This window comes from Sphingomonas beigongshangi (genome assembly GCF_016820445.1).
Lineage (GTDB): Bacteria > Pseudomonadota > Alphaproteobacteria > Sphingomonadales > Sphingomonadaceae > Sphingomonas > Sphingomonas beigongshangi.
Genome location: NZ_JADHDT010000002.1, coordinates 46349 through 72618 on the forward strand (window position 1 = coordinate 46349; position 26270 = coordinate 72618).

Annotated in this window: 17 protein-coding genes and 1 tRNA gene; 8 read left to right on the forward strand and 10 right to left on the reverse strand. The window is 68.1% G+C overall.

Annotated features, from left to right (window positions below):
- Window positions 1-217 precede the first annotated feature (217 nt).
- Genes IQ292_RS03380 through IQ292_RS03395 form a run of 4 tightly spaced genes read left to right on the forward strand, consistent with a single transcriptional unit; the run spans window position 218 to window position 6553 of the window.
- Entirely contained in the window at window positions 218-1735 is a 1518-nt protein-coding gene (locus tag IQ292_RS03380) for a tryptophan halogenase family protein (RefSeq protein ID WP_275298258.1), read from the forward strand.
- Window positions 1732-3183, forward strand: a complete 1452-nt coding sequence (locus tag IQ292_RS03385; RefSeq protein ID WP_203308917.1) for a tryptophan 7-halogenase — start codon at window positions 1732-1734, stop codon at window positions 3181-3183. The genes IQ292_RS03380 and IQ292_RS03385 overlap by 4 nt, the downstream gene beginning before the upstream one ends.
- Window positions 3180-4775 (forward strand): tryptophan halogenase family protein, encoded by a 1596-nt coding sequence (locus tag IQ292_RS03390; protein ID WP_203308918.1) that lies wholly within the window; start codon window positions 3180-3182, stop codon window positions 4773-4775. Before IQ292_RS03385 ends, IQ292_RS03390 begins: the two co-directional genes overlap by 4 nt.
- Window positions 4772-6553, forward strand: a complete 1782-nt coding sequence (locus tag IQ292_RS03395; RefSeq protein ID WP_203308919.1) for a glycoside hydrolase family 9 protein — start codon at window positions 4772-4774, stop codon at window positions 6551-6553. Before IQ292_RS03390 ends, IQ292_RS03395 begins: the two co-directional genes overlap by 4 nt.
- A 1-nt stretch (window position 6554) precedes the next feature.
- Here the strand turns inward: IQ292_RS03395 and IQ292_RS03400 are convergent, their stop codons facing one another.
- Window positions 6555-9014, reverse strand: a complete 2460-nt coding sequence (locus IQ292_RS03400; protein ID WP_203308920.1) for a glycosyl hydrolase 115 family protein — start codon at window positions 9012-9014, stop codon at window positions 6555-6557.
- A 101-nt stretch (window positions 9015-9115) separates the two neighbouring features.
- On the opposite strand from IQ292_RS03400, the gene IQ292_RS03405 reads away from it, so the two are divergent.
- A complete protein-coding gene (locus IQ292_RS03405; protein WP_238940785.1) occupies window positions 9116-11194 on the forward strand; it encodes a GDSL-type esterase/lipase family protein in 2079 nt (692 codons plus the stop codon).
- Between the two features lie 51 nt (window positions 11195-11245).
- On the opposite strand, the gene IQ292_RS03410 is transcribed toward IQ292_RS03405, so the two are convergent.
- Together IQ292_RS03410 and IQ292_RS03415 are read right to left on the reverse strand one after the other, a co-directional pair.
- The gene (locus IQ292_RS03410) at window positions 11246-12676 is read right to left on the reverse strand and encodes a GH1 family beta-glucosidase (protein ID WP_203308921.1); all 1431 of its coding nucleotides are present in this window, start codon (window positions 12674-12676) and stop codon (window positions 11246-11248) included.
- 174 nt (window positions 12677-12850) lie between these two features.
- A complete protein-coding gene (locus IQ292_RS03415; protein WP_338057578.1) occupies window positions 12851-15310 on the reverse strand; it encodes a PAS domain-containing protein in 2460 nt (819 codons plus the stop codon).
- A gap of 526 nt (window positions 15311-15836) precedes the next feature.
- Between IQ292_RS03415 and IQ292_RS03420 the strand changes: the two genes are divergently transcribed.
- On the forward strand, window positions 15837-18902 hold the full coding sequence (locus tag IQ292_RS03420) for a TonB-dependent receptor domain-containing protein (RefSeq protein WP_203308923.1): 3066 nt from the start codon (window positions 15837-15839) through the stop codon (window positions 18900-18902).
- Window positions 18903-18998: 96 nt separating this feature from the next.
- Here the strand turns inward: IQ292_RS03420 and IQ292_RS03425 are convergent, their stop codons facing one another.
- Together IQ292_RS03425 and IQ292_RS03430 are read right to left on the reverse strand one after the other, a co-directional pair.
- Window positions 18999-19892 carry a Gfo/Idh/MocA family protein gene (locus IQ292_RS03425; protein ID WP_203308924.1) on the reverse strand — a complete coding sequence of 298 codons (894 nt, stop codon included), beginning with the start codon at window positions 19890-19892 and terminating at the stop codon, window positions 18999-19001.
- Between the two features lie 160 nt (window positions 19893-20052).
- The gene (locus IQ292_RS03430; RefSeq protein ID WP_203308925.1) at window positions 20053-21225 is read right to left on the reverse strand and encodes an MFS transporter; all 1173 of its coding nucleotides are present in this window, start codon (window positions 21223-21225) and stop codon (window positions 20053-20055) included.
- Between the two features lie 164 nt (window positions 21226-21389).
- Here IQ292_RS03430 and IQ292_RS03435 point away from each other — a divergent pair, with 164 nt between their 5' ends.
- On the forward strand, window positions 21390-22307 hold the full coding sequence (locus IQ292_RS03435; RefSeq protein ID WP_203308926.1) for a LysR family transcriptional regulator: 918 nt from the start codon (window positions 21390-21392) through the stop codon (window positions 22305-22307).
- Window positions 22308-22379: 72 nt separating this feature from the next.
- On the opposite strand, the gene IQ292_RS03440 is transcribed toward IQ292_RS03435, so the two are convergent.
- Window positions 22380-22715, reverse strand: a complete 336-nt coding sequence (locus tag IQ292_RS03440) for a hypothetical protein (RefSeq protein WP_203308927.1) — start codon at window positions 22713-22715, stop codon at window positions 22380-22382.
- 107 nt (window positions 22716-22822) lie between these two features.
- Between IQ292_RS03440 and IQ292_RS03445 the strand changes: the two genes are divergently transcribed.
- Entirely contained in the window at window positions 22823-23182 is a 360-nt protein-coding gene (locus IQ292_RS03445; protein WP_203308928.1) for a hypothetical protein, read from the forward strand.
- Between the two features lie 2 nt (window positions 23183-23184).
- On the opposite strand, the gene IQ292_RS03450 is transcribed toward IQ292_RS03445, so the two are convergent.
- The 4 genes from IQ292_RS03450 to IQ292_RS03465 form a co-directional block, all read right to left on the reverse strand.
- The gene (locus IQ292_RS03450) at window positions 23185-23526 is read right to left on the reverse strand and encodes a DUF5818 domain-containing protein (protein WP_203308929.1); all 342 of its coding nucleotides are present in this window, start codon (window positions 23524-23526) and stop codon (window positions 23185-23187) included.
- Window positions 23527-23962: 436 nt separating this feature from the next.
- Window positions 23963-24037, reverse strand: a tRNA-Thr gene (locus tag IQ292_RS03455).
- A gap of 196 nt (window positions 24038-24233) precedes the next feature.
- A complete protein-coding gene (locus IQ292_RS03460; RefSeq protein WP_203308930.1) occupies window positions 24234-24371 on the reverse strand; it encodes a hypothetical protein in 138 nt (45 codons plus the stop codon).
- On the reverse strand, window positions 24338-26161 hold the full coding sequence (locus tag IQ292_RS03465) for an aminopeptidase P family protein (protein ID WP_203308931.1): 1824 nt from the start codon (window positions 26159-26161) through the stop codon (window positions 24338-24340). The genes IQ292_RS03460 and IQ292_RS03465 overlap by 34 nt, the downstream gene beginning before the upstream one ends.
- Between the last annotated feature and the right edge of the window lie 109 nt (window positions 26162-26270).

The window sequence follows — 26270 nt, forward strand, 5'->3', positions numbered from 1 at the left end:
GCCCGTCCGATACGGCCTCTTTGTAGGCAGACCATTCACAATCGAGCAATGGTCGCGGTAACATTTTTCTATGCGACGCCGTTTTTGACGCCGAGGTGTGACGTTCCTGCAACGTACGGCGCCAGTTGTGGAAGTGGTGTTGACGAACGCGCGACGATGAACGACCCAGAAGGAGATGGGAGCGCGAACACAAGCGCCGTAAACGGGGGAGCGGATCTTGACCACGCCGGGCAAGGCAGTGCGGGTGGTGATCGTCGGCGGCGGCACAGCCGGCTGGATGACGGCGGCGGCGATCGCGCGGCTGTTGCCGCATCGTGCGAGCGTGCATCTCGTCGAATCGGAAGCGATCGGCATCGTCGGCGTTGGCGAGGCGACGCTGCCCCACATCCGCTTCTTCAACGAGCGGCTCGGCATCCCGGAGGCGGAGTTCATGGCGCTCACCCGCGCCACCTTCAAACTGGGGATCGAATTTCGCGACTGGGGTCGGATCGGCGACAGCTATATCCATCCCTTCGGCACCTTCGGTAGCGGCAAGGGTGCGATCGACTTCCATCATTACTGGAGCCGGCTATCCCGCGCCGGCGCGCCGCTGCCGCCGCTCGACGACCTGTCCTACGCCTGCACGCTCGCGCGGCAGGGCCGCTTCGCGCATCCGCAGGCCGACCCGGGTCAGCTGGCGGGGACGTTCGGCTATGCCTATCAATTCGACGCCCAGCTGTTCGCGCCATATCTGCGCGGCCTCGCCGAGCGGGCGGGCGTGGTGCGGACGGACGGGATCGTGACAGCGGTCGATCGCGACGGCGACACCGGCGACATCCGCGCGATCACGCTTGCCGACGGGACCCGGATCGAGGGCGACCTGTTCGTCGACTGTTCGGGCTTCCGTTCCCTGCTCGTCGGCGGCGCGATGGAGGAACCGTTCGAGGATTGGGCGCATTGGCTGCCCGCCGACCGCGCCGTCGCCATGCCGTGCAGGACGGAGACGGCAGTGACGCCCTATACCAGCGCGATCGCCATGCCCGCCGGCTGGCGCTGGCGCATCCCCCTGCAGCACCGCACCGGCAATGGCTATGTCTACGCCAGCGCCTTCGTCGGCGATGCCGAGGCACGCGACGCACTGGTCGCGGCGGTGGAGGGGGAACCCCTCGCCGAGCCGCGCCTGCTGCGCTTCCGCGCCGGGCGTCGGCGGCGCAGCTGGGTGGGCAATTGCGTCGCGATCGGCCTTGCGAGCGGTTTTCTCGAACCGCTCGAGTCGACCAGCATCTATCTGGTGCAGCAGGCGATCACCGCATTGGTTGAGCTCTTCCCCGACGGTGCGCCGAGCCCGCCGGACCGGGACGAGTTCAATCGCGTCATCGACCTGGAATATGACCGCATCCGCGATTTCCTGATCCTGCACTATCACGCGACGACGCGGTCCGACTCGCCGTTCTGGGATTATGTGCGCACGATGACGATCCCGGACAGCCTGGCGGAGAAACTTGACCTGTGGCGCCGCCGCGGTCGCGTCGTCAAATATCGCGAGGGGGTCTTCCTCGATGCGAGCTGGGTGGCGGTCTATCTGGGCCAGGGCATCGTGCCGGAGGGCTGGGATCCGCGCGCGGACGCATCCGATCCCGTCGCCGTGCATCGCGGCATCGCCGCGTTGCGGCAGGAGATCGCCGCCGACGTCGCCGCCCGACCCGATCATCGCGGCTTCCTGGATCGCTATTGCCCGATGACGGACGCGGCATGACCGAACCGCTGCGCACCGTCCTCGTCGCTGGGGGCGGGATAACCGGATGGTATGCCGCCGCGGCGATCAAGCGGCGCGCGCCCTTCCTCGACGTGACGATGCTGGCGACCCGGGGGGCACCGGACGCGCTGGCCGACCGCATCGCCTGTACGCTGCCGTCGATCCGCGGCTTCCATGCCGATCTGGGCATCGGCGAGGAGGACGCCGTGCTGCGAACCGGTGCGGCCTGCCGCCTCGGCACGCTGTTCAGCGGCTGGGCCGACGATCTTCCCGATTATGCGCACGTCTATGATCGCTATGGTCAGCGCTTCGGAGCGACGAGCTTTCACCTGCATTGGTTGCGTGCGCGTCGCGCAGGCTGGGCCGACGCATTCGACTCCTACGCGCCCGCCGCCGCTCTGGCACGCGCCGGGCGGTTCGTACCGCCGACGCCAGGCACGCCCTTCGCGGACCATGATTACGGCCTGACGCTCGACCTGCCGCGCCAGGAACGCATGGTGCGCGCCTTTGCCGATCACGTCGGGGTTCGCATCCTCGCGGGCGAGATCGCCGACGTGGCGATCGACGACCGCGGCTTTGTCGCACGACTGACGCTGGTCGGCGGTGGATCGCTGGCCGCCGATCTCGTCGTCGACGCGACAGGGCCCGCAGCACGCTTGCGCGGCGCGATCGACCAGGCGGTCGACGACTGGTCCGGCTGGCTGCCCTGCGACCGCCTGCTGATCCACGCTGGCGCGCCGATCGAGCCGCCGGTACTCACCCCGGTCGTCGCGCATGCCGCCGGCTGGCGGTGGAGCAGCGGCGCACAAACCGGCATCGCCTATGCCGCGGCGCATGCCGACGAGGCGGCACTGGCGGCACTGATGCCCGACGGCGATCGCATTGCGATCCGGCCCGGCATGCGCCGCGCGCCGTGGCGGGGCAATTGCGTGGCGATCGGCGACTCGGCGACTCAGGTCGAGCCACTCGAATGGTGCAACCTGCACCTCGCCCTCAGCGCGATCGACCGGCTGGTGACGATGCTGCCCGATGCGGCGATGGCACCGGTGGAAGCGGCGGACTTCAACCGTCAATGCGTCGCGGAAGCCGAGCGCGTCCGCGATTTCGTGGCGCTCCACTACGTCGCCGCGCGCCGGCCGGAGCCGATGTGGCGCGCCTGCGCCGCAACGCCGCCGCCGGACAGCCTCGCCCATACGCTCACCCAGTTCGCCGAGCGAGGCCGCCTGCCCTTTTACGAGGAAGAAACCTTCAGCCGGGACGAATGGGCGGCGGTGCTGATCGGCCAGGGCGTCCTGCCGCGCCGTGTCGACCCGCTGGTCGAGGCCGTTCCCGCCGACGCCGCCGCCGCAGCGATGGCCCGCCACAAAGCCGATATCGCCGCCGCCGTGCAGCGCACCCCAACCCATGCCGCCTGGCTGGCGGCGCAAGCGAGCCGCCTGTCCCGATGATCGATTCCGCAAATCCCCCGGCGAACCCCCATGCGATCCGCCGCGTCGTCATCGTCGGCGGGGGTACCGCCGGCTGGATGGCCGCCGCCGCCTTCGCGCGCCTGCTCAACAACGGCTATACGCAGATCACGCTGGTCGAGTCGGAGGAGATTGGCACCGTCGGCGTTGGCGAGGCGACGATCCCGCCGCTGCTCAACTTCAACCGCATGCTCGGTCTGGACGAGAACGGCTTCGTCGCCGCGACGTCGGGCACGTTCAAGCTCGGTATCGAGTTCCGCGACTGGGGCGCGCTGGGCGAGACCTATTTCCATCCATTCGGCAATCATGGCCACGATCTGCAGGGCGTGCATTTCCACCAATTGTGGCTGCGCGAACGCAATCGGCGGCCGATCCCGTCGGTCGAAGCCTGGTCGATGAGCGCGGTCGCCGCGGCCAACGGCAAGTTCGGGCGCGCGCGCGACGACGCCCAGTCGCCGGTGCGGGAGTTGTTCTACGCCTTCCACTTCGACGCGTCGCTCTACGCCCGCTATCTGCGCGACTATGCCGAACCGCGCGGCGTGACCCGCATCGAGGGGCGGATCGCCACCGTCGACCTGCGGAGCGGGGACGGTTTCGTCGAATCCGTCACGATGGCCGACGGCCGACGGATCGAAGGCGATTTGTTCATCGACTGCTCCGGCTTTCGCGGCCTGCTGATCGAGGACGCGCTGGAAACCGGCTATGACAGCTATGCCCAGTGGCTGCCGTGCGATCGCGCCGTCGCGGTGCCCTGCGCGTTGCCCGACCCGCGCGAGCCGTCGCCCTTCACCCGCGCCACCGCGCGTGACGCGGGCTGGCAATGGCGCATCCCGCTCCAGCACCGGATGGGCAACGGCCTCGTCTATTGCAGCGACCATCTGTCCGACGAGGATGCGGAGGCGCAGTTGCTCGCCAGCCTCGAGGGAGAAGCGCTCGCCGCGCCGCGGCGCATCCGCTTCGAGGCGGGACGCCGCCGGCAATGCTGGAACCGCAACGTCGTCGCTTTGGGCCTCGCGAGCGGTTTCATCGAGCCGCTGGAGTCGACCAGCATCCACCTCGTCCAGTCTGCGATCCAGCGCCTCGTCGCGCTGTTTCCCGACCGTCGCTTCGACCCCGCCGAACGCACCGAGTTCAACCGCCAGATGCGTGACCTCTACGAGGACATCCGCGATTTCATCATCCTCCATTACAAGGTGACCCGCCGCGACGACACGCCTTTCTGGAATCGTGTGCGCGAGATGAGCGTGCCCGACAGTCTCGCGCGCAAGCTCGACCTGTGGCGCGGCAAGGGGCGCCTGTTCCGGGAAGGCTATGAGCTTTTCACCAATCCCAGCTGGGTCGCGGTGTGCCTGGGACAGGGGCTGGCGCCGGAGGGGTGGGAACCCGCCGTCGACGCGCTGGACGAAGACAAGGTCGCAGGCGCACTGGAGCAGATCCGGCGCGGCTATCTGGATACCGCGATGCGGCTGCCGACCCATGGCGACTTCCTTCGCGCCGCGGCACCGTCGCCGCTCGCCCCGACGACGGTGCCGACGCCGTCGCGACCGAGCGACGATTGGAGCGGCGCGGCATGAGGCGGCACCTTCGCGTCCTGCTGGCGCTGACCGCGCTCGGCAACGCGCCGGACACGGTGCATCTCAATCAGCTTGGCTTCCGCCCCGACACCGCGAAGCGCGCGATCGTGGCGGATGCCGCAAAGGCACCGCTCGCATGGCGCGTCGTCGATACGCAGGGCAGGCCGGTCGCCAACGGCATGACGCAGCCGTTCGGCGAGGATCCAGCGTCGGGCGATCGGGTACATCAGCTCGACCTGGGTGCCGTACGCACGCCGGGCACGTATCGGCTCGAGGTCGCCAATGCCTCGTCGCATCCCTTCGTCATCGCGACGGACCTCTACCGGCCGCTCGCCCGCGCCGCGTTGAACTATTTCTATCAGACACGCGCGGGCGTGCCGATCGACGCGGCTTTTGCCGGCAAGGCATGGGCACGTCCGGCCGGCCATGCGCATGAGGTCGCGGCCTGTTTCAAGGGTCCAGACCTCGGCGGCACGGTCTGGCCCGGCTGTCCCTATACCCTCGACGTGACCGGCGGCTGGTACGATGCGGGCGACCAGGGCAAATATGTCGTCAACGGCGGCATCGCGCTTTGGACGCTCCAGAACCTCTACGAGGTGAATGCCGGATCCCCACCCTTTCCGGACGGCAGCGCCGCCCTGCCGGAGGCCGGCAACGGCACCGACGACCTCCTCGACGAAGCGCGGGTGGAAATGCGCTTCCTGCTCGCGATGCAGGTGCCGGACGGCACGCACCTCGCCCTTCCCGTCGGGCGACAGGGACGCGGACCGCTGCGCCTCACGGACGTGGATGCGGGTGGCATGGCACATCACAAGGTCGCGGACCGCAACTGGACACCCCTGCCCACCGCGCCCGCGAACGACCGCGAGGATCGGCTGCTCTACCCGCCGAGCACCGCGGCGACGCTCAACCTCGCGGCGACCGCCGCGCAATGCGCGCGCGTGTGGAAGACGGCGGATCCTGCCTTCGCGCACCGCTGCCTCACCGCCGCCGCCAGCGCCTATCGGGCGGCGTTGCGCAATCCCGACATCTACGCCGCCCAGGCCTTTACCGGCAGCGGCGGCTATGGCGACGGCGACCTCGCCGACGAATTCTACTGGGCGACGGCCGAACTCTATGCCGCAACGCGGATGCCGGAGCTGGCAGACGCCTTGCACCGCAATCCGCTCCATGCCGCACCGCTCGACAGCGAGGCGAGCTGGGGTGCTACCGCCGCGCTGGGCACGATCACGCTCGCCACCGCAGCGGGTCTGCCTGATGCCGAACGGGACGCGGCACGTGCCAAGATCGTCGCGCTTGCCGACCGCTTCCTGGGGGAAGATGCGCGTACCGGCTATCATATCCCCTTCGACACACTGCGGTATCCCTGGGGATCGAACGGCACGATCCTCAATCGCGGTATCGTGCTCGGCCTGGCCGCGCGCTTCACCGGCAAGGCGGCTTATCGGGATGCGGAGGTCGACACCGCGGATTACGTGCTGGGGCGCAATCCTCTCGATCGCAGCTACGTGTCGGGCTTCGGATGGAATCCGATGCAGAACCCGCACCACCGGTTCTGGACGCACCAGCTGGACAAGCGACAGCCGGGTCCGCCGCCGGGCGTTCTGGGCGGCGGCGCCAACAACACAGCCCTTGCGGACCCCATCGCCGCGACGCTGAAAGGCTGCGCGCCGCAGCGATGCTGGCGGGACGATGCGCGTGCCTTCGCGCTGAACGAAGTCGCGATCAACTGGAACGCGCCGCTGGTCTGGGTGGCAAGCGACCTGGCGGCACGCTGATTCAGCGCCGCAGCTCGATACGCTCGACCACAACTTCGGGATCGACCAGCCACAGGTGCAATGTGTGGCGGCCGGCGCGGGTGACCGATACCGAAGCGCCCGCGACACGCGCATTGTCTGCGACCGCCCGACGCCAGCGCGCCTCGTCCTCGTGCGCGAGCAGATCGACGATCACCGGCGCGCCGCCGTCGATCGACAGCGCCACGCGATGGTGGCCGCTGCCGCGGACGTCCAGCCCCGGCGCCGCGACCACGTCGAAGCGGAAAGCGCCCGCCGCCGGAAGGTTGACGCGATAGGCGATCTGCGGCCCTGCCCCCCCGGGCTTCTCGATAGGGGACACAGTCGCCGGAGCCGCGACCATTGCCGCGCCGTCCGCGGTAAAGCCGGCGATCCGTTGCCAGCGGATGGTCCCGCCATCGATCGGCCGACCCGCATCGGCGGCGATGATCGCGATCGGCGGTGCCGGTACGGGCGCAGGCCTTGGCCCGGCCGATGCGACGGTCCAGAGCGGCGGTATCCTGTCCACCTCCGGCTGCTGCCAGCCGGTATAGCCGATATGCGTCTGTGCCATCATTACGGGCCATTTGCCGCCCGCGAGCGCCTCATAGCGCCGACGCAACGCGGCATCCTGTGCAAAGAAACCGCGAGCGGCCGCGGCCTGCCGTTCGGCTTCCCCGCCATCGCCCGCCAATGCCGCCCGATGATTGGACGCCACGGCGGCATAAAGGCGGTGGAGGTTGGTCATCGCGTCGATCCGGTGCAGCACCAGCTCGTCATAGGCGTCGCGCCGATCCATCGGCACGGAAGCGCCGACACGATGCGCAACCCTTGCGAGCGCCTCCCATTCGGCGAGCACCCGTGCCCAGCCACCCGGCGTGGACATATAGGTATCGGCGTCGATCAGTTCGGGCTTGCGCCGGCTGGCGAGCTGGCCGTAGCGGCCGAGCAGCGCGCCGATCGCCCGCCCCTGCGCATCGCCGAACTGGTGCGCCGCCCATCGTGCGGGATAGGCCTGCATCCCCGCCAACGTCATCGCATCGGGGTTCCATGCCATCGCGAGGAAGAAGCTCGTCGCATATTCCATCGGCTTCAGGTCGCCGACGTTGACGATCCATAACCGATCCGCGCCGAATTGGTGTGCCATCCGCATCTGCTGCCAGACACGCGGGATCGCGTTGGTGTCGAGCCATTTGTAGTTGCGCGGATCGCCCACATAATCGAAATGATAATAGACGCCCGCGCCCCCCCGCCGCGCCATGCCGGGCGGCGGCAGGCGGCGGATGTTGCCCCAATTGTCGTCCGAGAACAGCAACGTCACGTCATCGGGAACGCGCATCCCCCGGTCGTAATAATCCTGCACCTCCTTGTAGAGCGCCCAGACCTGCGGCGTCCGGTCGGCGGGCTTGCCCGTCACGTCGGCGATGATCCCGCGCTGGTCCGCGACGATGCGCTGGAGCAGGTCGATCGCGGTCCCCTGCGTCATCGGTTCGTCGCCATCGCCCCGCATGCCGATCGTGACGAGATCTTCCGCATGGCCGCGCCGTTCGATGCCGGCCCGCCAGAACGCGCGCAGTGCGGCCGCGTTACGCGTATAGTCCCAGGGCCCCCCGCCCTGCCGCTGCCATTCGACCTGCGACCGTCCCATCGGCTCGTGATGCGAGGTCCCGAGGATGATGCCCATCCGGTCGGCCAGCGGCGCGGTGGCGGGATCGTCCTGCCACAGCGACTTGCCCCACATCGCCGGCCACAGGAAATTCGCCTTGGACCGGAGCAGCAGCGCGAAGACGCGTTCATAGGCGAGGTGATTGACCCCGCCGAAGCGGGCGCGTGCCCAGCCGCCGAACGCGGGCTCCTCGTCGTTGATGAATATGCCGCGATATTTGACGACCGGATGGTCGGCGACGCGTCCGGCGGTCAGAAAGAGGGTCGGATGGCGCAGGGGCGGCACATCGGCCCACCAGGACCACGGGCTTACGCCCGCCTTGGCGCTGAGGTCGTACAGGCCAAAGATCGTACCGCGCCGGTCCGCGCCGACGATGACGAGCGCGCGTGCGACACCTGGTGCCGGTCGATCGACCACCTGCGCGACATAGCCCTCCCATCGTCCCGCCAGACCCCCGACATCGACCTTTCCAGTGCGCACCAGGGCATCGACGATCGGACTTCGCCCCAGGGTGCCCGCGATCACCGTGGCACCGTCCAGCCGGTCGGCGCCGCGCACCGTGCCGCCGCCGACGGCTCGAAGATCCGCGACGACATCCGAGGCTGCGCGTCTGACGCCGGGATCGTCCGCCGCGTCGACCACGACCACCGTCGCACGCCCCGGCAGGATCAGTGCCAGGCCGCCGCGCGTCGGATGCGTGCAGGCAGCGACCGGGCCGTCGCACGCTTGCGCCCGTGCCCCGGCCGGCGCGACGAACACCGACAGCATCAGCAACAGCGTCAAAAGCAGGCGATTCACGCGCATCCCTCTCTCCCTGACACGGCTGGCGGCGCGTCCTCCCCGATGATATCGCTATCACGCGCACGGACAAGCCGTGGCGGCAGGTGAGGATACAGGGCATGGCGGCGGTCGCGCGATACGGGATGGTGGCGATGCTGCTCGGCACGGTTGCGGGCGGGGTTTCGGCGCGCCAATGGGTGCCGGTCTGGGCGTCGGCGCAGATGCGGATGACGGGGGCCGATGCCGACCGCGTCGCCGCGGCAGGCCCCGCGACGATCCGCCAGATCGTGCATCTGTCCGCCGGCGGTACGCGCGTGCGCGTCCGGCTGTCGAACGTCGCAGGCGACCGAGCGCTCGTCGTCGGTGCGGCGCGGATCGCAGCCGAGGCGAAGCCCGGGCAGGCGACCGTCGGCGGCATCGTCCCGCTGACGTTCGGGGGCGGGATGGGCGTCACCATTCCTGCGGGAGGGCAGGCCTATACCGATCCGCTGCCGCTCGCGACGCATCCCGGCCAGGACCTGGCGATCAGCCTGTTCCTTCCCGATACGATCGCTTCGCGCACCGGCCATCCGGGCGCGCGCGCCACGACGTTCCTCGCGCCTGGCGACCAGAGTGCGGCCGCGTCGCTGAAGGATGCCGCGAGGATCGGGGGCTGGTGGTCCCTGTCTGACGTCGAAGTGACGAACGGCCCCACGTCGGCGATCCTCGCGATCGGCGATTCGATCACCGACGGCAAAGGTATCGTCGACGACAGCAACCAGCGCTGGCCGGACCTGCTCGCCGCGCGCCTGGCCGCCGGACGCACGACGCCCCCCCATGCCGTGGTCAACATGGGCATCGGCGGCAACCGGGTGCTGCTCGACGGCATCGGGCCAAGTCTGGTCGCGCGCTTCGACCGCGACGTTCTCGGAACCCCCGGCGTTGCCGACGTGATCCTGCTGGAAGGGGTCAATGACCTCGGCACCGCGACGCGCGATCATCGGATCGGTGATGCGGAACATGCGGCGCTCGTCCGGGCGATCACCGGCGCCTACGGTCAGCTTGCCGGGCGCGCACATGCGCATGGCATCCGCCTGATCGGCGGGACGATCACGCCCTTCGCCGGCAACGACTATTACCACCCCGATGCCGCGACGGAGGCGGATCGGCAGGCGATCAACGCTTTCATCCGCACATCCGGCGCGTTCGACGGGGTCATCGATTTCGATGCCGCATTGCGTGACCCGGCGCACCCGGACCGCCTGCTGCCGGCCTATGATTCGGGCGACCATCTGCATCCGGGGCCCGGCGGCTATCGCGCGATGGCGGATGCCGTACCGCTGGCGCTGTTCGATACGGCGACGGCGGCTGCGCCCCCCGCGCAGCCGCCGCAGATCGCGCTGACCTTCGATGACATGCCCGCGCACGGGCCCCTGCCGGTGGGCGACGATCGTCTGGCGATCGCCCGACGGATCATCGCCGCGCTCAAGGCGGCGCACGCGCCCGCCTTCGGCTTCTACAATGGGGGCTTCGCAACCGACGCCACTGCGCCGCAGGTCGTCGGCGCCTGGCGAGCGGCCGGTTTCCCGATCGGCAATCACAGTTGGACGCATGGCGATCTTGCCACGGTGGGTCCCGACGCCTTCCTTGCCGACGTCTGGCGCGACGAGCCACCCCTCGTCGCCGCGTCGCGCGGCAGCGACTGGCACTGGTTCCGCTATCCGTTCCTCAGCGAGGGAAGGAATGCGGCGGATCGCGATGCGGTCCGTGCCGGCCTTCGCGCACGCGGCTACCGCATCGCCGCCGTGACGATGAGCTTTGGCGACTATGGCTGGAACGACGCCTATGCCCGTTGCGTCGCGAAGCGGGATCAGGGCGCGATCGCCGGGCTCGAAAGCAGCTTTCTCGCGGCCGCGCGCGTCCAGGCGCTGCGGTCGCGCATGCTGTCGCAGGCCGCTCTGGGCCGCGACATCCCCTATGTCCTGCTGATGCATCTGGGCGCGTTCGATGCGCATATGCTGCCGCGCCTGCTCGATCTCTACCGCAGCCTTGGCTTCACCTTCACGACGCTGGCGCGGGCGGAGGCGGATCCCTTCTACGCCGCCGCGACCGACCTTTCGCGTCCGGGTCCCAGCCCGACACTGGAAGCGGCCGCCGCGGCAAAGGGCGTCGCCGTGCCGGCGAACGCGCCGCTGCCCGATGCCCACATCTGTGCGTGACGCGGCGCGATCCACCTCCTGACGAGAGGTGGATCGTCGCTGCGGCGGCCCTCAGACCAGGGCGTTTCGGCGGATCAGTTCCTTATACCATTGGGCGCTCAGCTTCGGCGTTCGCTTCTGCGTCGCGAAGTCGACGTAGTGAATGCCGAACCGCTTGGTATAGCCGTCCGCCCATTCGAAATTGTCCATCAGGCTCCACAGGAAATAGCCGTGCAGCGGGAAGCCTTCCGCGGTCGCCCGCCGGAACTGGCCCAGATAGTTGCGCAGGTACATGATGCGATCCGCGTCGTCGTCCAGGCCGGCCGCGTTGAGCACGTCGTCCGCCGACGTGCCGTTCTCCGAAATGAACAGCGACTTGGGCTTCCACAATTCGCTGACCGCGCGCACGCCCCAATAGGCAGCCTCCGGCCCGACATAGAGCCATGGCGAGGCCATGCGTGGCGATTGCGGCAGATGCGGCAGCGGCGTGTAGCCGCGGGGCGCCGACGGGTCGGCCTTGACGAAGGTCGGGGTGTAGATGTTGAGCGCGACGAAATCGAGCGGGCTTCCGATCGCCGCCATGTCGCCCGCCTGCACCTTGGGCGCGGCCGCGCCGGCGGCGGCGAGATATTCCGGCGGATAGGCGCCTTCCATGATCGCGGTCAGGAACATGGCGTTCTCATCGCGCATCGCCTTCTTGGCGGCGGCGATATGCCCCGGCGTCTCGATCGCGGGGACGAAGATCGACGTATTGTCCGCGATGCCCACCTCGGTCCCGGCCCTGGCATGCGCGCGGATCGCCTGCACGCCCAGCCCGTGCGCCAGCACGCCATGGTGGCGAACCTGGTTCACCTCCGCCGCGGGGAGTTGCAAGCCCGGTGCGTGGATGCCCTGCATATGCCCAAGGTCGGTGAAGCAGCGCAGTTCGTTCACCGTCATGAAGCGATGGACACGATCGGACAATTTTCCCGCCATGAAGCCGGCATAGTCGGCGAACGCCTTGGCCGTGTCGCGATTGCGCCACTCGCCCGGCAGCGCCTGCGGCAGGTCCCAGTGGAACATCGTGACATAGGGCGCGATGCCCGCCGCGAGCAGGCCGTCGATCACGCGATTATAGTAATCGATGCCCTTCTGATTCGGCTGGCCGCGGCCTTCGGGGAAGATGCGCGACCAGGCGATCGACATGCGATACGCCTTGACGCCGAGGTTCTTGAGCAGCCCGATGTCCTCGGCGTAGCGATGGTAGCTGTCGCAGGCGACATCGCCGGTGTCGCCGTTCGCGGTCTTGCCGGGCGTGTGCGAGAACGTATCCCAGATCGTCGGTCCCCGCCCGTCCGCCTTGACCGCGCCCTCGATCTGATAGGAGGCGGTCGCGCAGCCCCAGACGAAATCCTTCGGGAAGCCCAGATCCGGGGCGGCCGCCGCGCCCGCGACGCGCGGCATGCCTCCTGCCGCCATGCCGCCGGCGACGATGCCCGCCCCGATGAAGCTGCGCCGATCCATTGCCATCCCCTCGTTCCGTTATCGCTATCAGCGTGCCAGAAGTTACGAGGCAAGGGAAGCGCTTAGCGCGCGCGAGCGCCCCGCCCAGGGTCTGATCCGCGTGCGTGAGGGCCGGTACCGCTCCGCTCCGGTCGCGCCAGGTTCGGATACCAAAGGCCCTACCGCATCGCTCGGTCAGCCGGCTGGCATGGGCGCGTGCGACGTGGGTGCTCTGGACGGTGGATAGACCTTGGGCATGGACAGCGCCCGTTGCAGGTCCGCCTGGCGGAACGGCTTGGACAGATGGGCAAGCTCGGGCGACAGCGTCTCGACATCCGCATAGCCCGACACGATCAGCACGCCGAGATCCGGACGCCGCGCGCGCAGGTGCCGCGCCAGGTCGGTTCCCGTCATCCCCGGCATCAGGTGGTCGGACACGAGCAGGTCCGGCCACAGCCCTTCGGCCACCAGCCGCAGGGCGGCGTCGGCGCCATCCGCCTCGACGACCGCATAGCCCAGATCGCCCAGCATCTGCGCGGCCGCCGCGCGCACCGCATCCTCGTCGTCGACCAGAAGGACGAGTCCGACGCTGCAGGCTGGCGCCGGGTCGAGCGATGCGGTGACGGTCGGAACGATCTCCACCGTGCTGACCGGTAGCCACAGCTCCGCGACGGTGCCGGCCCCTGGGCTGCTCGTCAAATGGAACGCGCCGCCCAGCTGACTTGCAAGGCCATGAACCATCGAAAGGCCGAGCCCGCTTCCCCGCCCAAGCCCCTTGGTCGAGAAGAAGGGTTCGATCGCGCGGTTCAGCGTTTCCGCGTCCATGCCCGAACCCGAATCGGTCACGCTGAGGTGGATATAGGCGCCGGGCGGCAGACGTGGATCGCCGTCCTCGATCTGCCGGTCGCCGACGTCGATGCGCAGCGTCCCCCCTCCGGGCATCGCATCGCGCGCGTTCACCGCGAGGTTCAGCAAGGCCATTTCCAGCTGATTGCGGTCCGCGAGTGCGGGGGGCAGACATTCCTTAGTCTCGATGATCAGCTGGACCTGCGGACCCACCGTCGTCGACAGCAGGGCGGCAATGTCGCGCACCATCGTGGCCACGTCGATGGCATCCGCCTGCAACGGCTGGCGCCGGGCGAAGGCGAGCAGTCGCTGGACCAGCGTCCGGGCACGCTCCGCGGATTGGATGGCGCCATCGAGCAGGCGCATGCTGCGCGCGTCGTCGGGCACCTTGCGGCGGATGAGGTCGAGGCTGCCGAGGATCGGCGTCAGCAGATTGTTGAAGTCGTGCGCGACGCCGCCGGTCAGCTGGCCCATCGCCTCCATCTTCTGACTTTGCCGCAGGGCCGCCTCGGTCGCGCGCAGCGCCTCGTCCTTCGCACGCGCGTCCGTCACGTCGCGCCCCGATCCATAGATCCGGCCGCCCGCGACCGATGTCAGCCACGAGATGTGCCGGATCGCACCGTCGCGCGTACGATAGCGGTTTTCGAACACCGGCACGTCCTCGCCGGCGGATGCCGCGCTCAGCGCCGCCTCGGTCCGCGGGATATCGTCCGGATGGATGAAATCGCGATAGCTCCGGCCGACCACTTCCGAGGGATGGTGGCCGAGGATTGTCGTCCATGCGGGGCTGACCGAGCGGAAGATACCGGCCGGGTCCACCGTGATCAGCAGGTCGCGCGACAGGCGCCACGCGCGGTCGCGTTCCGCGGTCCGCTCCGCGACCCTCTGCTCGAGGGCCTCGTTGGTCGCCTGTACCGCAGACAGCAGGCGGGCGTTCTCGATGGCGACCGCCGCCTGCGCGGCCAGGCCGGCGATCAGTTCCTCGTGCCGCTGCGAGAAGCATCCCGGCTCCGGATGACCGAACAGCAGCCCGCCCAGCACCTTGCCTCCGCCCGACACGACCGGCACGGCAAGATAGCTGGTGACCACGGGATGCCCGGGCGGCATGCCCTCATAGGGCGCATTCGCGCCATAGCGGGGATCGCGCGTGATGTCGTCGGCGCGGATCAGCTCGTTGCGGAACAGGGGCTCCAGCACCTTGGTCCCGCGCGGCCGTCCAAGTTTGGTGAATTGCTCGCGATCGGCGCCGGTCAGGGTGAACAGGTGTAGCCGCTCGCCACTTTCGTCGAGCACGTTGTGGAAGAAGGCGCCTACCGTCGCGCCGGTCAGCTCGACGCCGGCATCGGTGACCATCTGCACGAGACGCTCGAGATCGTGCTCGGCGGCAAGCGCGGTGTTGATCGCGTTCAGCGCCTTGACCGCCTTGCGCGCGCGGCTTTCCTCGCTGATGTCCTCGCAGGAGACGGCGACACCGATCACCGTGCCGGTCTCATCGCGCATCGGTACCCAATTCTGCCGCCATACGCTGGTCCGGTCCGGCCGCGCCGGCGTGGGGCCGAAGATTTCGACCCCCTTCATTTCCTCGCCCGCGAGAACGCGTTCGAACGCCGCGCGCGCCTGAGCGGAAAGGTTGGGTATGATCTCCATCACCGTACGGCCGATATGGTCGGCCACCGGAATGCCGTTCAGGCGAGCGAGATGCTCGTTGATTCGGACGTAGCGCAGCTCCGTGTCGATCACCGCCAGGCCGATCGGCGATGCGTCGTACATTGCGGCAAGCTGCCTTGCCTGTTCCTCGGCCCCTGTCACAGCCCTTCCCTCATCCTCCCGCACCATGTCCTCCCGCACAGGGAAAACGTGATTTTATCAGCCCCTGCCGCCATCGCACCGCGCGACGGTTCGGTAAAATGCCTTCAGTTCGAATGCGTTGCAGGTTTTTTCGTTAAATGGAAGGCATCCCCCGCGGCGCGGGAGGCGAGCCGTTGCGGTGCCGGTTCCGCGGGGACCGCTCGGTGACGCACCCGGCCCGGACACGGCCCCCTCGCCGGGGGAAAGCTTGCCACTCTCATGCGCCAGCGGTTGCCCGGTCCGTACACGTATCGAACCGCCGCTCCGACTTACGCCTGCTATCGGGAGCAAAGGCTATCAGCACTGATGTACCACGGCATACCGTTGCACCTGAGCAACACACTTCGTGATTCGTACTTACGAATGTTTCATGTTGTTTACAGAATGTTGCGCGGTCGTCATGCGCGCCGGACTGCGCCCGAACAGGCGCGCCCGGCAAAGGTGTGTCACACGACGCATCACCGGAAAAGTTGGGGAGGCATCGCTGATGCTCAGTAAGACTGCGTTTTCCGTATTGCGTAACGGCATCTCGACCGTCGCGCTTCTCACCGCGATAACGGGCCCGGCGTTCGCCCAGGCGGCTGCGCCGACTGCGTCGCAGAGCGATCAGGCGGCAACACCGCAGACGCCGGCACAGCAGGACATCCAGGACCAGCAGGACGCCACGGCGCCCGGCGCGCAATCCGATCAGGGGCAGGGCGGCGATATCGTCGTTACCGGTACGCTGTTCCGCAATTCCAACGCGACCTCGCTGTCGCCACTGACGGTGCTGACCACGCAGACGCTCGAGCGCGCGAACATCACCACGGTCAATGATGCGATCCGCTCGGTATCCGCGGACAGCGCCGGCTCGATCTCGACCGGCTTCCGCAACGGCTTCTCGGCCGGCGGCGCCGCGGTGTCGCTGCGTGGCCTCGGTGTTTCCTCTACCGTCGTGCTGATCGACGGCCTGCGCTCGGCCAATTTCCCGCTAAACGACGACGGCCACAATGCCTATGTCGATCTCAACTCGATCCCGTTCAGCATCGTCGACCGCGTCGAAGTGCTCAAGGACGGCGCGTCGTCGACCTATGGCGCCGACGCGATCGGTGGTGTCGTCAACCTGATCACCAAGAAGCACTTCAAGGGTCTCGAAGGCTCGGTGCAGGGCGGTACGACGGAAAAGGGCGACGGCTCCCATTACCGCGCCACGCTGACGGCCGGCTACGGCGACTATCAGGCGCAGGGTTTCAACGTCTACCTGAACGGCGAATACACCTACGACGGCTACATCACCAACAACTCGCGGGGCTATCCGTTCAATACGCTCGACCTTCGCCCAAGCGGCCTGACCGATCGCAACCGCAACGATGACTCGCTGACGACGTCGAACCCGCAGGCGGTCGTGACCCGCGTCACGCAGACCGACCTCAACAACCCGCTCGCCGGCGGCGTGGGTGCGCCGATCACGCCGCAATATCAGCTGCTCAATCCCGGCAGCTGCCCCTATGGCACCTTCACCGTCAACACCGCGACGTCGCAGGGCACCGGCTGCGCGCACAATATCGCCGACGAATACAACATCATCCAGCCGCGCCAGCAGCGCTATTCGGCGACGGGCCGCCTCAGCGTCCGTCTCAGCGACACCATCGAAGCCTATGCCACCGGCAGCTTCTCGCGGTCGGAAGTCAGCATCACCGGCGCACCGTCCAACATCCGCCAGACGCAACCGTTCGGCGGCTCGCCGGCGCTCGCCTCGAGCAGCCCCGGCATCGTCCTGCCGGTCTATGTCTGCGCTTCCGGGGTGAACTGCGCGACAGCGGCGGACCGCCGTCTCAACCCGAACAACCCCTATGCAGCGGCCTTCGCGGCCAATCCGGGCCAAGGCGCCGCGCGCATCTACTATCTGTTCGGCGACATCCCCGGCGGTAGCGATCGCTATGTCAACGTCTACCGCGCGACGACGGGGGTCTCGGGCACGTTCGGCGACGGCTTCGGCTTCCGACTGGACGGCGTCTATGCACGCGACGATTTCGGCGTCACGCAGCATGGCTTCCTCAACATCCAGGGCCTGCTGAACGCGGTCAACACCGGCGCCTACAACTTCGTCAATCCGCAGCTCAATACCGCCGCGGTGCGCAACCAGATCTCGCCCGACGTCTTCACCAAGTCCTATTCGACGACGGCTGCGCTGGACGGATCGATCACCAAGGCGGTGTTCGCGCTGCCGGGCGGTGACCTCAACGTCGCGATCGGCGGGCAGGTGCGGCGCGAGACGCTGCTCAACCGCAACCAGAACGCCGGCTTGAACTTCTACAATCTCAACACCTCATCGGCGACCGGTCGGCATACCGTCACCGCGGGCTTCTTCGAGATCGACGCGCCGATCGTGAAGGCGATCGACGTCAACGTCTCGGGCCGCTACGATCACTATTCGGAAGGCTACAACCACTTCTCGCCCAAGGTTGGCGTCAAGTTCACGCCGATCCAGCAGATCGCATTCCGCGGCACCTATGCGGAAGGGTTCCGCGCGCCGACGTTTGCGGAAAGCAATCCGGCGAGCAGCTATGCGGGCTTCTCCTCGTTCACTCCGCCGACGAGCTTCGTGAACGCGCATCCGGGTAACCCGGCCTATACCACCAGCTACAACATCGGCAGCGGCGCGACGGGCAACCCGAACGTCAATCCGGAAGTGTCGCGCAGCGTCACGCTCGGCACGATCATTCAGCCGGCACCGTGGTTCAGCCTGTCGGTCGATTACTACAATATCAAGAAGTCGAACCTGATCGTCAGCGGTCCGCAGCGTGCCGATGCGATCGCGGCCTACTATAGCCAGACCAACTCGACGGCAGGTTGCGCGGCGCTGGCGGCGGTAGGTTCGGGTTATGCCTGCAACGTTATCGACGCTCCCGACCCGTCGAATCCGAACGCTCTGCCTCGCCTCCTCGTCTTCACCGTACCTTACGTGAATGCGAACTATGAGGTGAGCTCGGGTCTCGACTTCCAGGCGACCGCCAACATTCCGCTGGCCGATGGCGTCCGCTTCTCGAGCCGTCTGGACGTGACGGACGTGCTGCGCTTCGACCTGGTGACCCAGAACGCGGCCGGCGTGCGCGTCGTACAGAAGTATGCCGGCACCTTGGGTCCTTACGAACTGTCGTCGGGCGGCGGAACGCCGCGTATTCGCGGCAATTGGCAGAACACGATCGAGGCCGGTCCGTGGTCGCTGACCGCGACGACCTATTACGTCGGCCGCATCAAGCAGGTCGCGGCGGACGAAATCACGCCCGACAAGACCACCGGTGCGATCGATCTGTCGTGCAAGAACTCGCTGTCGCCCGGCCAGACGGGCGCCAACCAGTGCTACGTGCGGCCGTTCATCTACGTCGACCTGAACGCGGGCGTGAAGGTGAATGACCAGTTCCGGTTCTTCATCAACGTGCAGAATCTGACCAACGCGCGCGCACCGCTTGCGGCGGGTGCCTATACAAGCAACCCGAACTACCTGAGCAGCTGGCATTATGCTGGTCTCGTCGGCCGCAATTTCAGCGCGGGTGCCAACATCAAGTTCTGAGGATGTTCTCAAACCCGTAGCATCTCCAGGGGCGGCCTTCAGGCCGCCCCTTTTTTTATGGGTGGGGGATCTTGGCCACGAAGGCAGACCTGACTTTCACCCTTCCGCGTGGCGGACGATGGCTTCGCAGAGTTCGTGCGTCGCCAGGATGGCAGCCTCGTCCACGGGCCGCCGCTCGCGGGCGGCGCGGAGGAAGTCGTCGCACATCGCCTCGAAACCGCGCTGGCGTCCGACCGGGACCCAATCCGGCCGCCGATACAGGCTCTCCGTCCCGCTCGCGTCGAGGCGATCCGCGAGGTTCAGCACGGAGCGGCGTACATTACCGCCGATGACGTCCAGTCGCTCCTCATCGAGCCCGCTGGCCCGATGCATCGTTCCGACGGCGGTGAACCCGTCGCCCGCCAACGTCAGAACGATCGCATGCAGCATGCCGTCGATCACCTGGGTTTCGATCGTGCGGCGGCGGACCGGTGACGGCGCGAGGAACAGCAGCGTGTCGACGACATGGATGAAATCGTCGAACACGACGCCACGCGGCAGGTCGGGTTGCCCGTGACGATGCTTCTCCATCATCAGGAGGTTCGCCCCGGTACCGCGGAGGGCGACATAATCCGGAGCGAACCGCCGGTTGAAGCCGATCACGAGCGGCGTGGCGCGCCGTCGGGCGAGGGCGACGAGCGCCTCGACCTCCCCGAGATTGTCGGCCAGCGGCTTGTCGACGAAGGTGGGTATGCCATGCTCGACCAGGAGGCCGACGAGCGCCGCATGCGCGTCGGTGGCGGCATGGACGAACGCAGCGTCGAACGTCGCGCGGCGAAGCGCCTCGCCAGCGCTGGCGTAGCGGTGCGGGAGACGGAAGGACCCGCCGACGTCGTCGAGCACGACCGGATCGCGCGTGGCCAGGTGGATGTCGAGGTCGGCTCGCCTGGACAGCAGGGGAAGATACGCCTTGCAGGCGATGTCACCCAATCCGATCAGGAGCACGCGCATGGTCTGGAAATCCCGTGCGGCACGCTTGCCGTGCCCGCCAGGGGCGATACGTCGGCGAGCGTGCTTCCCGCAACAGTATGTAGCGCATGGCCGGTCTCCGGCCGCCCGGCGCGGATCGCGCGATGCGGCAGGAGACCGGACCATCCGCCGTCGGGTCGGCTCAGTCGTAGCACGGCGTCCGCGCCGGGACAGCGGATCGACGTCCGGCCAACAGAAGCGCCGCCAGCCCGATCGACGAGGTCGCCGCCCCGGCGAGCGCGATCGCGGGAAAGCCGAGCCCGGCCGCGATCACGCCGCCACCCAGGGCCGCGCCAGCGGCGTTGCCGAGGTTGAATGCCCCGATGTTGACCGCGGAGGCGAGGTTCGGCGCGTCGGCGGCCGCGGTCATCACGCGCACCTGTAGCGGCGGCACCAGCGCGAAGCTCGCCACGCCCCACAGGAAGATGAGTATGGCGCTCGGCCCGGCATGCGTCATCAGCGCGGCGAACGCGACGAGGATGGCCGACAGCGCGGCCAGCGTGACGATCAGCGTGCGGTCGACCGACCGATCGGCGAAGCGGCCGCCCAGCCAGTTGCCGACCGTCAGCCCCAGGCCATAGACGACCAGCATCGCGGTGACGAAGCCGAGCGAGGCGTGTGTCGCCTCGCGCAGGATCGGTGCGATGTAGGTGAAGACGGTAAACATCGCGCTGGAGCCCACCACGGTCAACGCGAGCGCGGCCAGCACCACCGGGCGCTTCAGCACGCGCAGTTCGGCGATCGCGTCACCACCATCGGGCGCGGGTAGCGGCGGCAGCGTCAGCCGCAATGCCGCCATGGTCGCGACACCCAGTCCGGCGATGCCCCAGAACGAGGCGCGCCAACCGAGATGCTCGCCCGCCCAGGTCGCCAGCGGAACGCCGACGACATTGGCGATCGTCAACCCCATGAACATCGCCGCCACCGCGCTCGCGCGCCGCTCCGGCGCGACCAGGCCGGCCGCGACGACGGAGCCCACGCCGAAGAAGGCACCATGATTGAAGGCGGTGAGGATGCGCGCGGCAAGTAGCATGGCATAGCTGTCCGACACCGCCGCCAGCAGATTGCCGGCCGTGAAGATACCGGCGAGTCCGATCAGCAGCGTCCTGCGCGGCACGCGCCCCGTCGACAGCGTCATCAGCGCGGCCCCGATCACGACCCCCAGCGCATAAGCGCTGATCAGCAGCCCGGCGGCGGGGATCGAGACGTGCAGGTCGCCCGCGATCACGGGCAGCAGTCCCATGGGCGCGAACTCGGTAACGCCGATGCCGAATGCGCCGACCGATAGGGCCAGCAGGCCGGGGTTGAGCTTCATCGTCCGTCCCCCGCGCTGCCCGCGTCCGAACGGCGCGCCGGTTCGCCCAAGGCGGACCGTCCAAGATGCCGAAAGTCCATAACACTCCTCATTCATCACTTGATGCACAGATGGACCCCCGTCGCATCGGCTGGTAGACGCCGTGGACGCGGAGGATCTTTGCAATGGATGCAAAGCTGGAGCAGGGACTGGACCGGGGGCTGGATCGCGCTCGCGCTCTGGCGCTGTTCGCGGCCGTCGTGGAGCAAGGCAGTTTCTCGGCCGCCGGCCGCATGCTCGACATGAGCCCGTCAGCGGTGGCGCGATCGATCGACCGGATCGAGGCACGTCTCGGCGTCCGGCTGCTGCTGCGCTCCACCCGCGCGCTGTCGCTGACCGCGGAGGGCCGGAGCTACCTCCAGGCCGCGCGCCGCATCCTTGCCGATCTGAACGACGCCGAACAGCAGATCGCCGATCAGGGCAACCCGCGCGGAAGGCTGCGCGTGAGCGCCGCGCTATCCCATGGGCGGCTGTGCGTGGTGCCGCTGCTCGGCAGGTTCGTCGCGCTCTACCCGGATATCCTCGTCGATATCGCGCTGACCGACACGCTGGTCGACGTCGCCGCGGGTCAGGCCGACGTAGCGGTGCGCTTCGGCCCCCTGCCGGACAGCACGCTGACCGCGCGCAAGCTGGGCGAGACGCGGCGCGTCATCGTCGCCTCTCCCGCTTATCTGCAGCGAAACGGCACGCCGCAGGTGCCCGACGATCTTCATCGCCACACCTGCCTGAACTTCAACTTCCGCCGGGCGGAACCCGTCTGGCCGTTTCGCGCGCACGGCCGGGATTTCACCCTGTCGGTACGCGGCAGCATCGAGGCCAATAACGGGGAGACGCTGGGCCAGCTCGCCGAGGAAGGCATCGGCATCGCCCGGGTGGGGGCGTTCAGCGTCGCGGAGGCGATCGCCGCCGGCCGCTTGATCCCCATCCTCGAGGCATTCAATCCCGGCGACGTCGAGCAGATCCACGCCGTCTTCGTCGGCGGCATGAACACGCCGGCGCGCGTGCGGGTGTTCGTCGACTTCCTCGCCTCGAACCTGCAGTGACCCGGCAGGCGGACGGTACGCGCCGCCCGGTCCGCCACGGGGCGCGCGCCCTCCCCGGCCGGATCGCGGCCGTCAGCGTTGCTTCTTGGTGATTGTGGCCGTGAAGTCCGGATCCTTCTTGGCGACCCAATCGACGAATTTGCGCACATTGGGGTGATCCAGCAGCCCCGCGACGTTCATGCCGTGCCGCTGGAGCTCGGAATTGGTGAAATTCGCGGTCAGGGTCTGCTGGCAGATCGGATGCATCGGGACGACGTCGCGACCGCCGCGGCTCTTGGGCACGGGATGGTGCCAGACGATGGTCTTGCCCGTCGGCCTGCCGCAGAGCCAGCAGGCGACCGGCGCTGCGGGCGTATCGTCTTCCTGCGGAAGATGATCATAGGGATCCTGTTTTGAACGTCTTGCCATTGTCCATCCGGCCGTCTTGGTGGTCCTGACCTGTAGCCGAGCGATCCCTCGCATCCTATAGCAAGCCGCAACAGGGCTCCGTCGCAGCGGACCGAAGGGGATCAGCGATGACGGATGGGTCGAAGCCTTGGGACGCGGCCTTGGTCCGCAGGTGGTTGGAACGCCGCCAGGCGGCATCACGGCTGGATCAGGCGGCCGCGGACAGACGCGGATACGAGGCGCGCGACGATTTCGACAAGGCTGCCGCCGAGGAATGGGTCTGCCGCGCGCTCGCGACGGCCGACTGCGTGAACGACCAGGCCGCGTTCGCCGCGCGGCTGAAGCAACTGGTCGCGCAGGACGAATTTCCCGCGACCGGGCTCCATGACGATATCCGCTTCGAGCGGCACGTCCGCACCTATCTGCGCAGGCTCGTCAAGATGACGAAGGCCAACGAAGGGTTCGAGAAGACGCTGCGCCATCAGTGAAGTCAGCGGCCACGCCCCCGCGGCAAGCGGCACGAGCGGCCGACGCGGCGGAGGCGGCCGATGATGCGAGCCAGGCGCCGCTGTCGTGCGAAGAGGCCGGCAAGGGCGGATCGGTGCCTCGACCGCGGCTGCTTCGCCGCCCCGTCGCGGATGCGGACCGCATCGAGCAAATTGAAGCCTGACCGCACGCCCTCGACCGTGACCTCGCGGCCGATCAGGCGGCGCGATCGCCAGGGCATATCGACGAACCAACAGCCGCCGTCCTTCGCGTGCAGGACGTAGCTGCGGTTGCTCTCGTCCCAGTCGAGCGTGCCGGTCAGCATGTGGCGGGTGCCGCGTGGCATTCCGCTTCTCCCCGAAGTCGATGGCGGTACGCCCCCGCGCTCGACTTCACCCAAGAGCCTTGGTGATCGGGGAGTTAGTAAACCGAGCAAGCCGGTCCCTACGACCTTTAGGCTGGGAAGCCCTGGACATACGTCGCAGGCTCCCCGACCATAAGGGTCAAGGATGTTTGGGCCACGTCGGGCAGCCCAACCGCTTGCTCAGGGTTACTACGCCCCGGAGGCCGTGCGTGGTGGCCTCGCCGGGGACTATCGGCCAGCGACGATGGCGAGGCAACAAAATTGCTCGATTCGCGCAGCGTCGTTCGCGCAACTGCGATCAGTCTCAGATCATGCGGAAGGGCCGCACAGCCATGCGAAAAAGACCCCTCAGAAGACCCCTTTTTTGGGCTTCGGGCCAATCGCGATCCCCGGAGGGGCGGTTAAGTCAATGAGAAAATGGTGCTGCCGGTGAGGATTGAACTCACGACCTCAGCCTTACCAAGGATGCGCTCTACCACTGAGCTACGGCAGCACTCGTCCGTCGGACGGAAGCGCGCCTAGAGCGGAGGGCGGGCGGCTTGTCAAGCGATTGGTTGCGAGGCCGCCGCGTTTTCGGGATAAGGCGGTGGATGAGCGAAGCCGATACCCGTGCTGCCCGTCTGGCGGCGAACCTGCGCGCCAACCTGCATCGGCGCAAGGCGCAGGCGCGCGACCTGCGCGGATCCACATCAGCGGTGCGTGACGAGCGATCCGACGGAAACGAGCCCGCTCGCCGCGACATAGGCGACACCGGACCCGGCGGTGAATAGGCCGATCATCGTCCCGGCGACGATCAGGTGACCGGTGAGCATTTTGACGCGAGCCATGCCCTGTCCTCTCCATCGAGCACCGGACCGATCCTTGCGACGACCTCGGCGTGATAGGCATTGAGCCACGAAAGCTCGGGCGCCGTCAATAGGGCCGGGTCGATCAGGTCGCGTTCGATGGGGGCGAAGGTCAGCGTCTCGAACGCCAGCATCCGCCGGTCGGGATCGCCCCCCTCGATCGCGCGCGGCACGACGAGCAGCAGGTTCTCGATGCGGATGCCGTATTCGCCCGCCTTGTAATAGCCCGGCTCGTTCGACAGCATCATGCCCGCCCGCAACGGCTCCAGCGTTCCGCCACCGGCATAGGTCGGCATCGCGATCCGCTGCGGCCCCTCGTGCACCGACAGGTAGCTGCCGATGCCGTGACCGGTGCCATGGGCGAAATCCAGCCCCGCCTCCCACAGCGGCCGCCGTGCGAAGGCGTCGATCTGCGCGCCGGTCGTGCCGTCCGGGAAGATCGCGGTGGCGACCGCGATATGCGCCTTGAGCACACGGGTGAACCGGTCGCGCATCTCCGCGCTGGGCACACCGATCGGCACGACCCGCGTCACGTCGGTCGTGCCATCCGCATATTGCCCGCCCGAATCGACGAGGTACAGCTGACCCGGCACGATGCGCGCGTTCGATTCGTCGTCGACGCGATAGTGCGGGCTCGCACCATGGGCCCCCGTGGCGGAGATCGTGTCGAAGCTGGTGTCGCGCAGCAGCCCCGTCTCCTCGCGAAAGGCGAGCAGCCGGGCGGCGGCGGACAATTCGGTTTCGCCGCCCTTGGGGCATTCGGTCTCGACCCAGCGCAGGAAGCGCGTCAGCGCCGCGCCGTCGCGGACGGACGCGGCGCGATGCCCCGCCACCTCCGCCGGGTTCTTCAGCGCCTTGGCCAGCACGACCGGATCGCGCAGCGCCAGCACGGTCGCGCCGCCCGCCTCGAGCGCGTCGAAGATCGCCGCGACCGCGCGTTCGGGATCGGCGGCGATGCGGCGCCCGGCATAGCCGCCGAGCGCGGCGGCGAAAGCGGTTCGATCGTGGATGCGCACCGCATTGCCCAGATGCTGGCGCAACGCGTCGTCGACCTTCTCGGGCGCGACGAACAGGTCGGTCGTGCCGTCCGCGTCGACGATGGCATAGGAGAGCGCGACCGGCGTATGCGCGACGTCCGCGCCGCGCACGTTGAGCGCCCAGGCGATCGAATCGAGCGCGGTCAGCACCACCGCATCCGCGCGACGTTCGCCGAGCCAGTCCGCGATGTCGGCCCGCTTGGCGGCGGACGACCGGCCGGCCAGGTCCTCGTCATAGCGGACCATCTTCGCGGGCGAAGGCGCGGGCCGATCGGTCCAGATCGCGTCGATCGGATTGTCCGCGACGGCGACCAGCGCCGCTCCGCGTTCGGCGAGCGCAGCGCGCATCGCCTCCACCTGATCGCGCGTGTGCAGCCAGGGATCATAGCCGATCCGCTGCCCCGCCTCCGCCGCGCGACCCAGCCAGGCGGCCAGACTGTCCTGCGGCACGTCGACATAGTCCCAGTCCAACGGCGAAACCTGCTCGCGGACCTGCAGCGTATAGCGTCCATCGGTGAAGATCGCCGCGCGGTCCGCCAGGACCGCGGCGCTGCCGGCCGACCCCTCGAAGCCGGTCAGCCACGCCAGCCGCTGCGCATAGCCACCGACATATTCGCTCATATGCTCGTCAGTCAGCGGCAGGACGAAGCCGTCGAGCGCGTCGGCGGACAGGCGGCCGCGCAGCGCGGCAAGGCGGGCGGCATGAAGCGCGGCGCGCGAATTAGGCTGGGTCATCACGGCTGCGTCTATCGACCGGCCACCCGGCAATGGCAACAGCGCGTGGGGGCGCTGTAGAGGCGGCTGAAGGACAGTCTTCATGTCCGATAGCATCATGAATTTATCC

Excerpts from the sequence above, each read along its gene's own strand:
- IQ292_RS03460 (WP_203308930.1), bottom strand. The coding sequence starts at position 24,371 with ATGGCTCGCGTCAAAATGCTCACCGGTCACCTGATCGTCGCCGGGACG.
- IQ292_RS03435 (WP_203308926.1), top strand. The coding sequence starts at position 21,390 with ATGGATGCAAAGCTGGAGCAGGGACTGGACCGGGGGCTGGATCGCGCT.
- IQ292_RS03425 (WP_203308924.1), bottom strand. The coding sequence starts at position 19,892 with ATGCGCGTGCTCCTGATCGGATTGGGTGACATCGCCTGCAAGGCGTAT.
- IQ292_RS03450 (WP_203308929.1), bottom strand. The coding sequence starts at position 23,526 with ATGCCACGCGGCACCCGCCACATGCTGACCGGCACGCTCGACTGGGAC.
- IQ292_RS03465 (WP_203308931.1), bottom strand. The coding sequence starts at position 26,161 with ATGACCCAGCCTAATTCGCGCGCCGCGCTTCATGCCGCCCGCCTTGCC.
- IQ292_RS03405 (WP_238940785.1), top strand. The coding sequence starts at position 9,116 with ATGGCGGCGGTCGCGCGATACGGGATGGTGGCGATGCTGCTCGGCACG.
- IQ292_RS03420 (WP_203308923.1), top strand. The coding sequence starts at position 15,837 with ATGCTCAGTAAGACTGCGTTTTCCGTATTGCGTAACGGCATCTCGACC.
- IQ292_RS03390 (WP_203308918.1), top strand. The coding sequence starts at position 3,180 with ATGATCGATTCCGCAAATCCCCCGGCGAACCCCCATGCGATCCGCCGC.
- IQ292_RS03410 (WP_203308921.1), bottom strand. The coding sequence starts at position 12,676 with ATGGATCGGCGCAGCTTCATCGGGGCGGGCATCGTCGCCGGCGGCATG.
- IQ292_RS03430 (WP_203308925.1), bottom strand. The coding sequence starts at position 21,225 with ATGAAGCTCAACCCCGGCCTGCTGGCCCTATCGGTCGGCGCATTCGGC.
- IQ292_RS03385 (WP_203308917.1), top strand. The coding sequence starts at position 1,732 with ATGACCGAACCGCTGCGCACCGTCCTCGTCGCTGGGGGCGGGATAACC.
- IQ292_RS03445 (WP_203308928.1), top strand. The coding sequence starts at position 22,823 with ATGACGGATGGGTCGAAGCCTTGGGACGCGGCCTTGGTCCGCAGGTGG.
- IQ292_RS03395 (WP_203308919.1), top strand. The coding sequence starts at position 4,772 with ATGAGGCGGCACCTTCGCGTCCTGCTGGCGCTGACCGCGCTCGGCAAC.
- IQ292_RS03440 (WP_203308927.1), bottom strand. The coding sequence starts at position 22,715 with ATGGCAAGACGTTCAAAACAGGATCCCTATGATCATCTTCCGCAGGAA.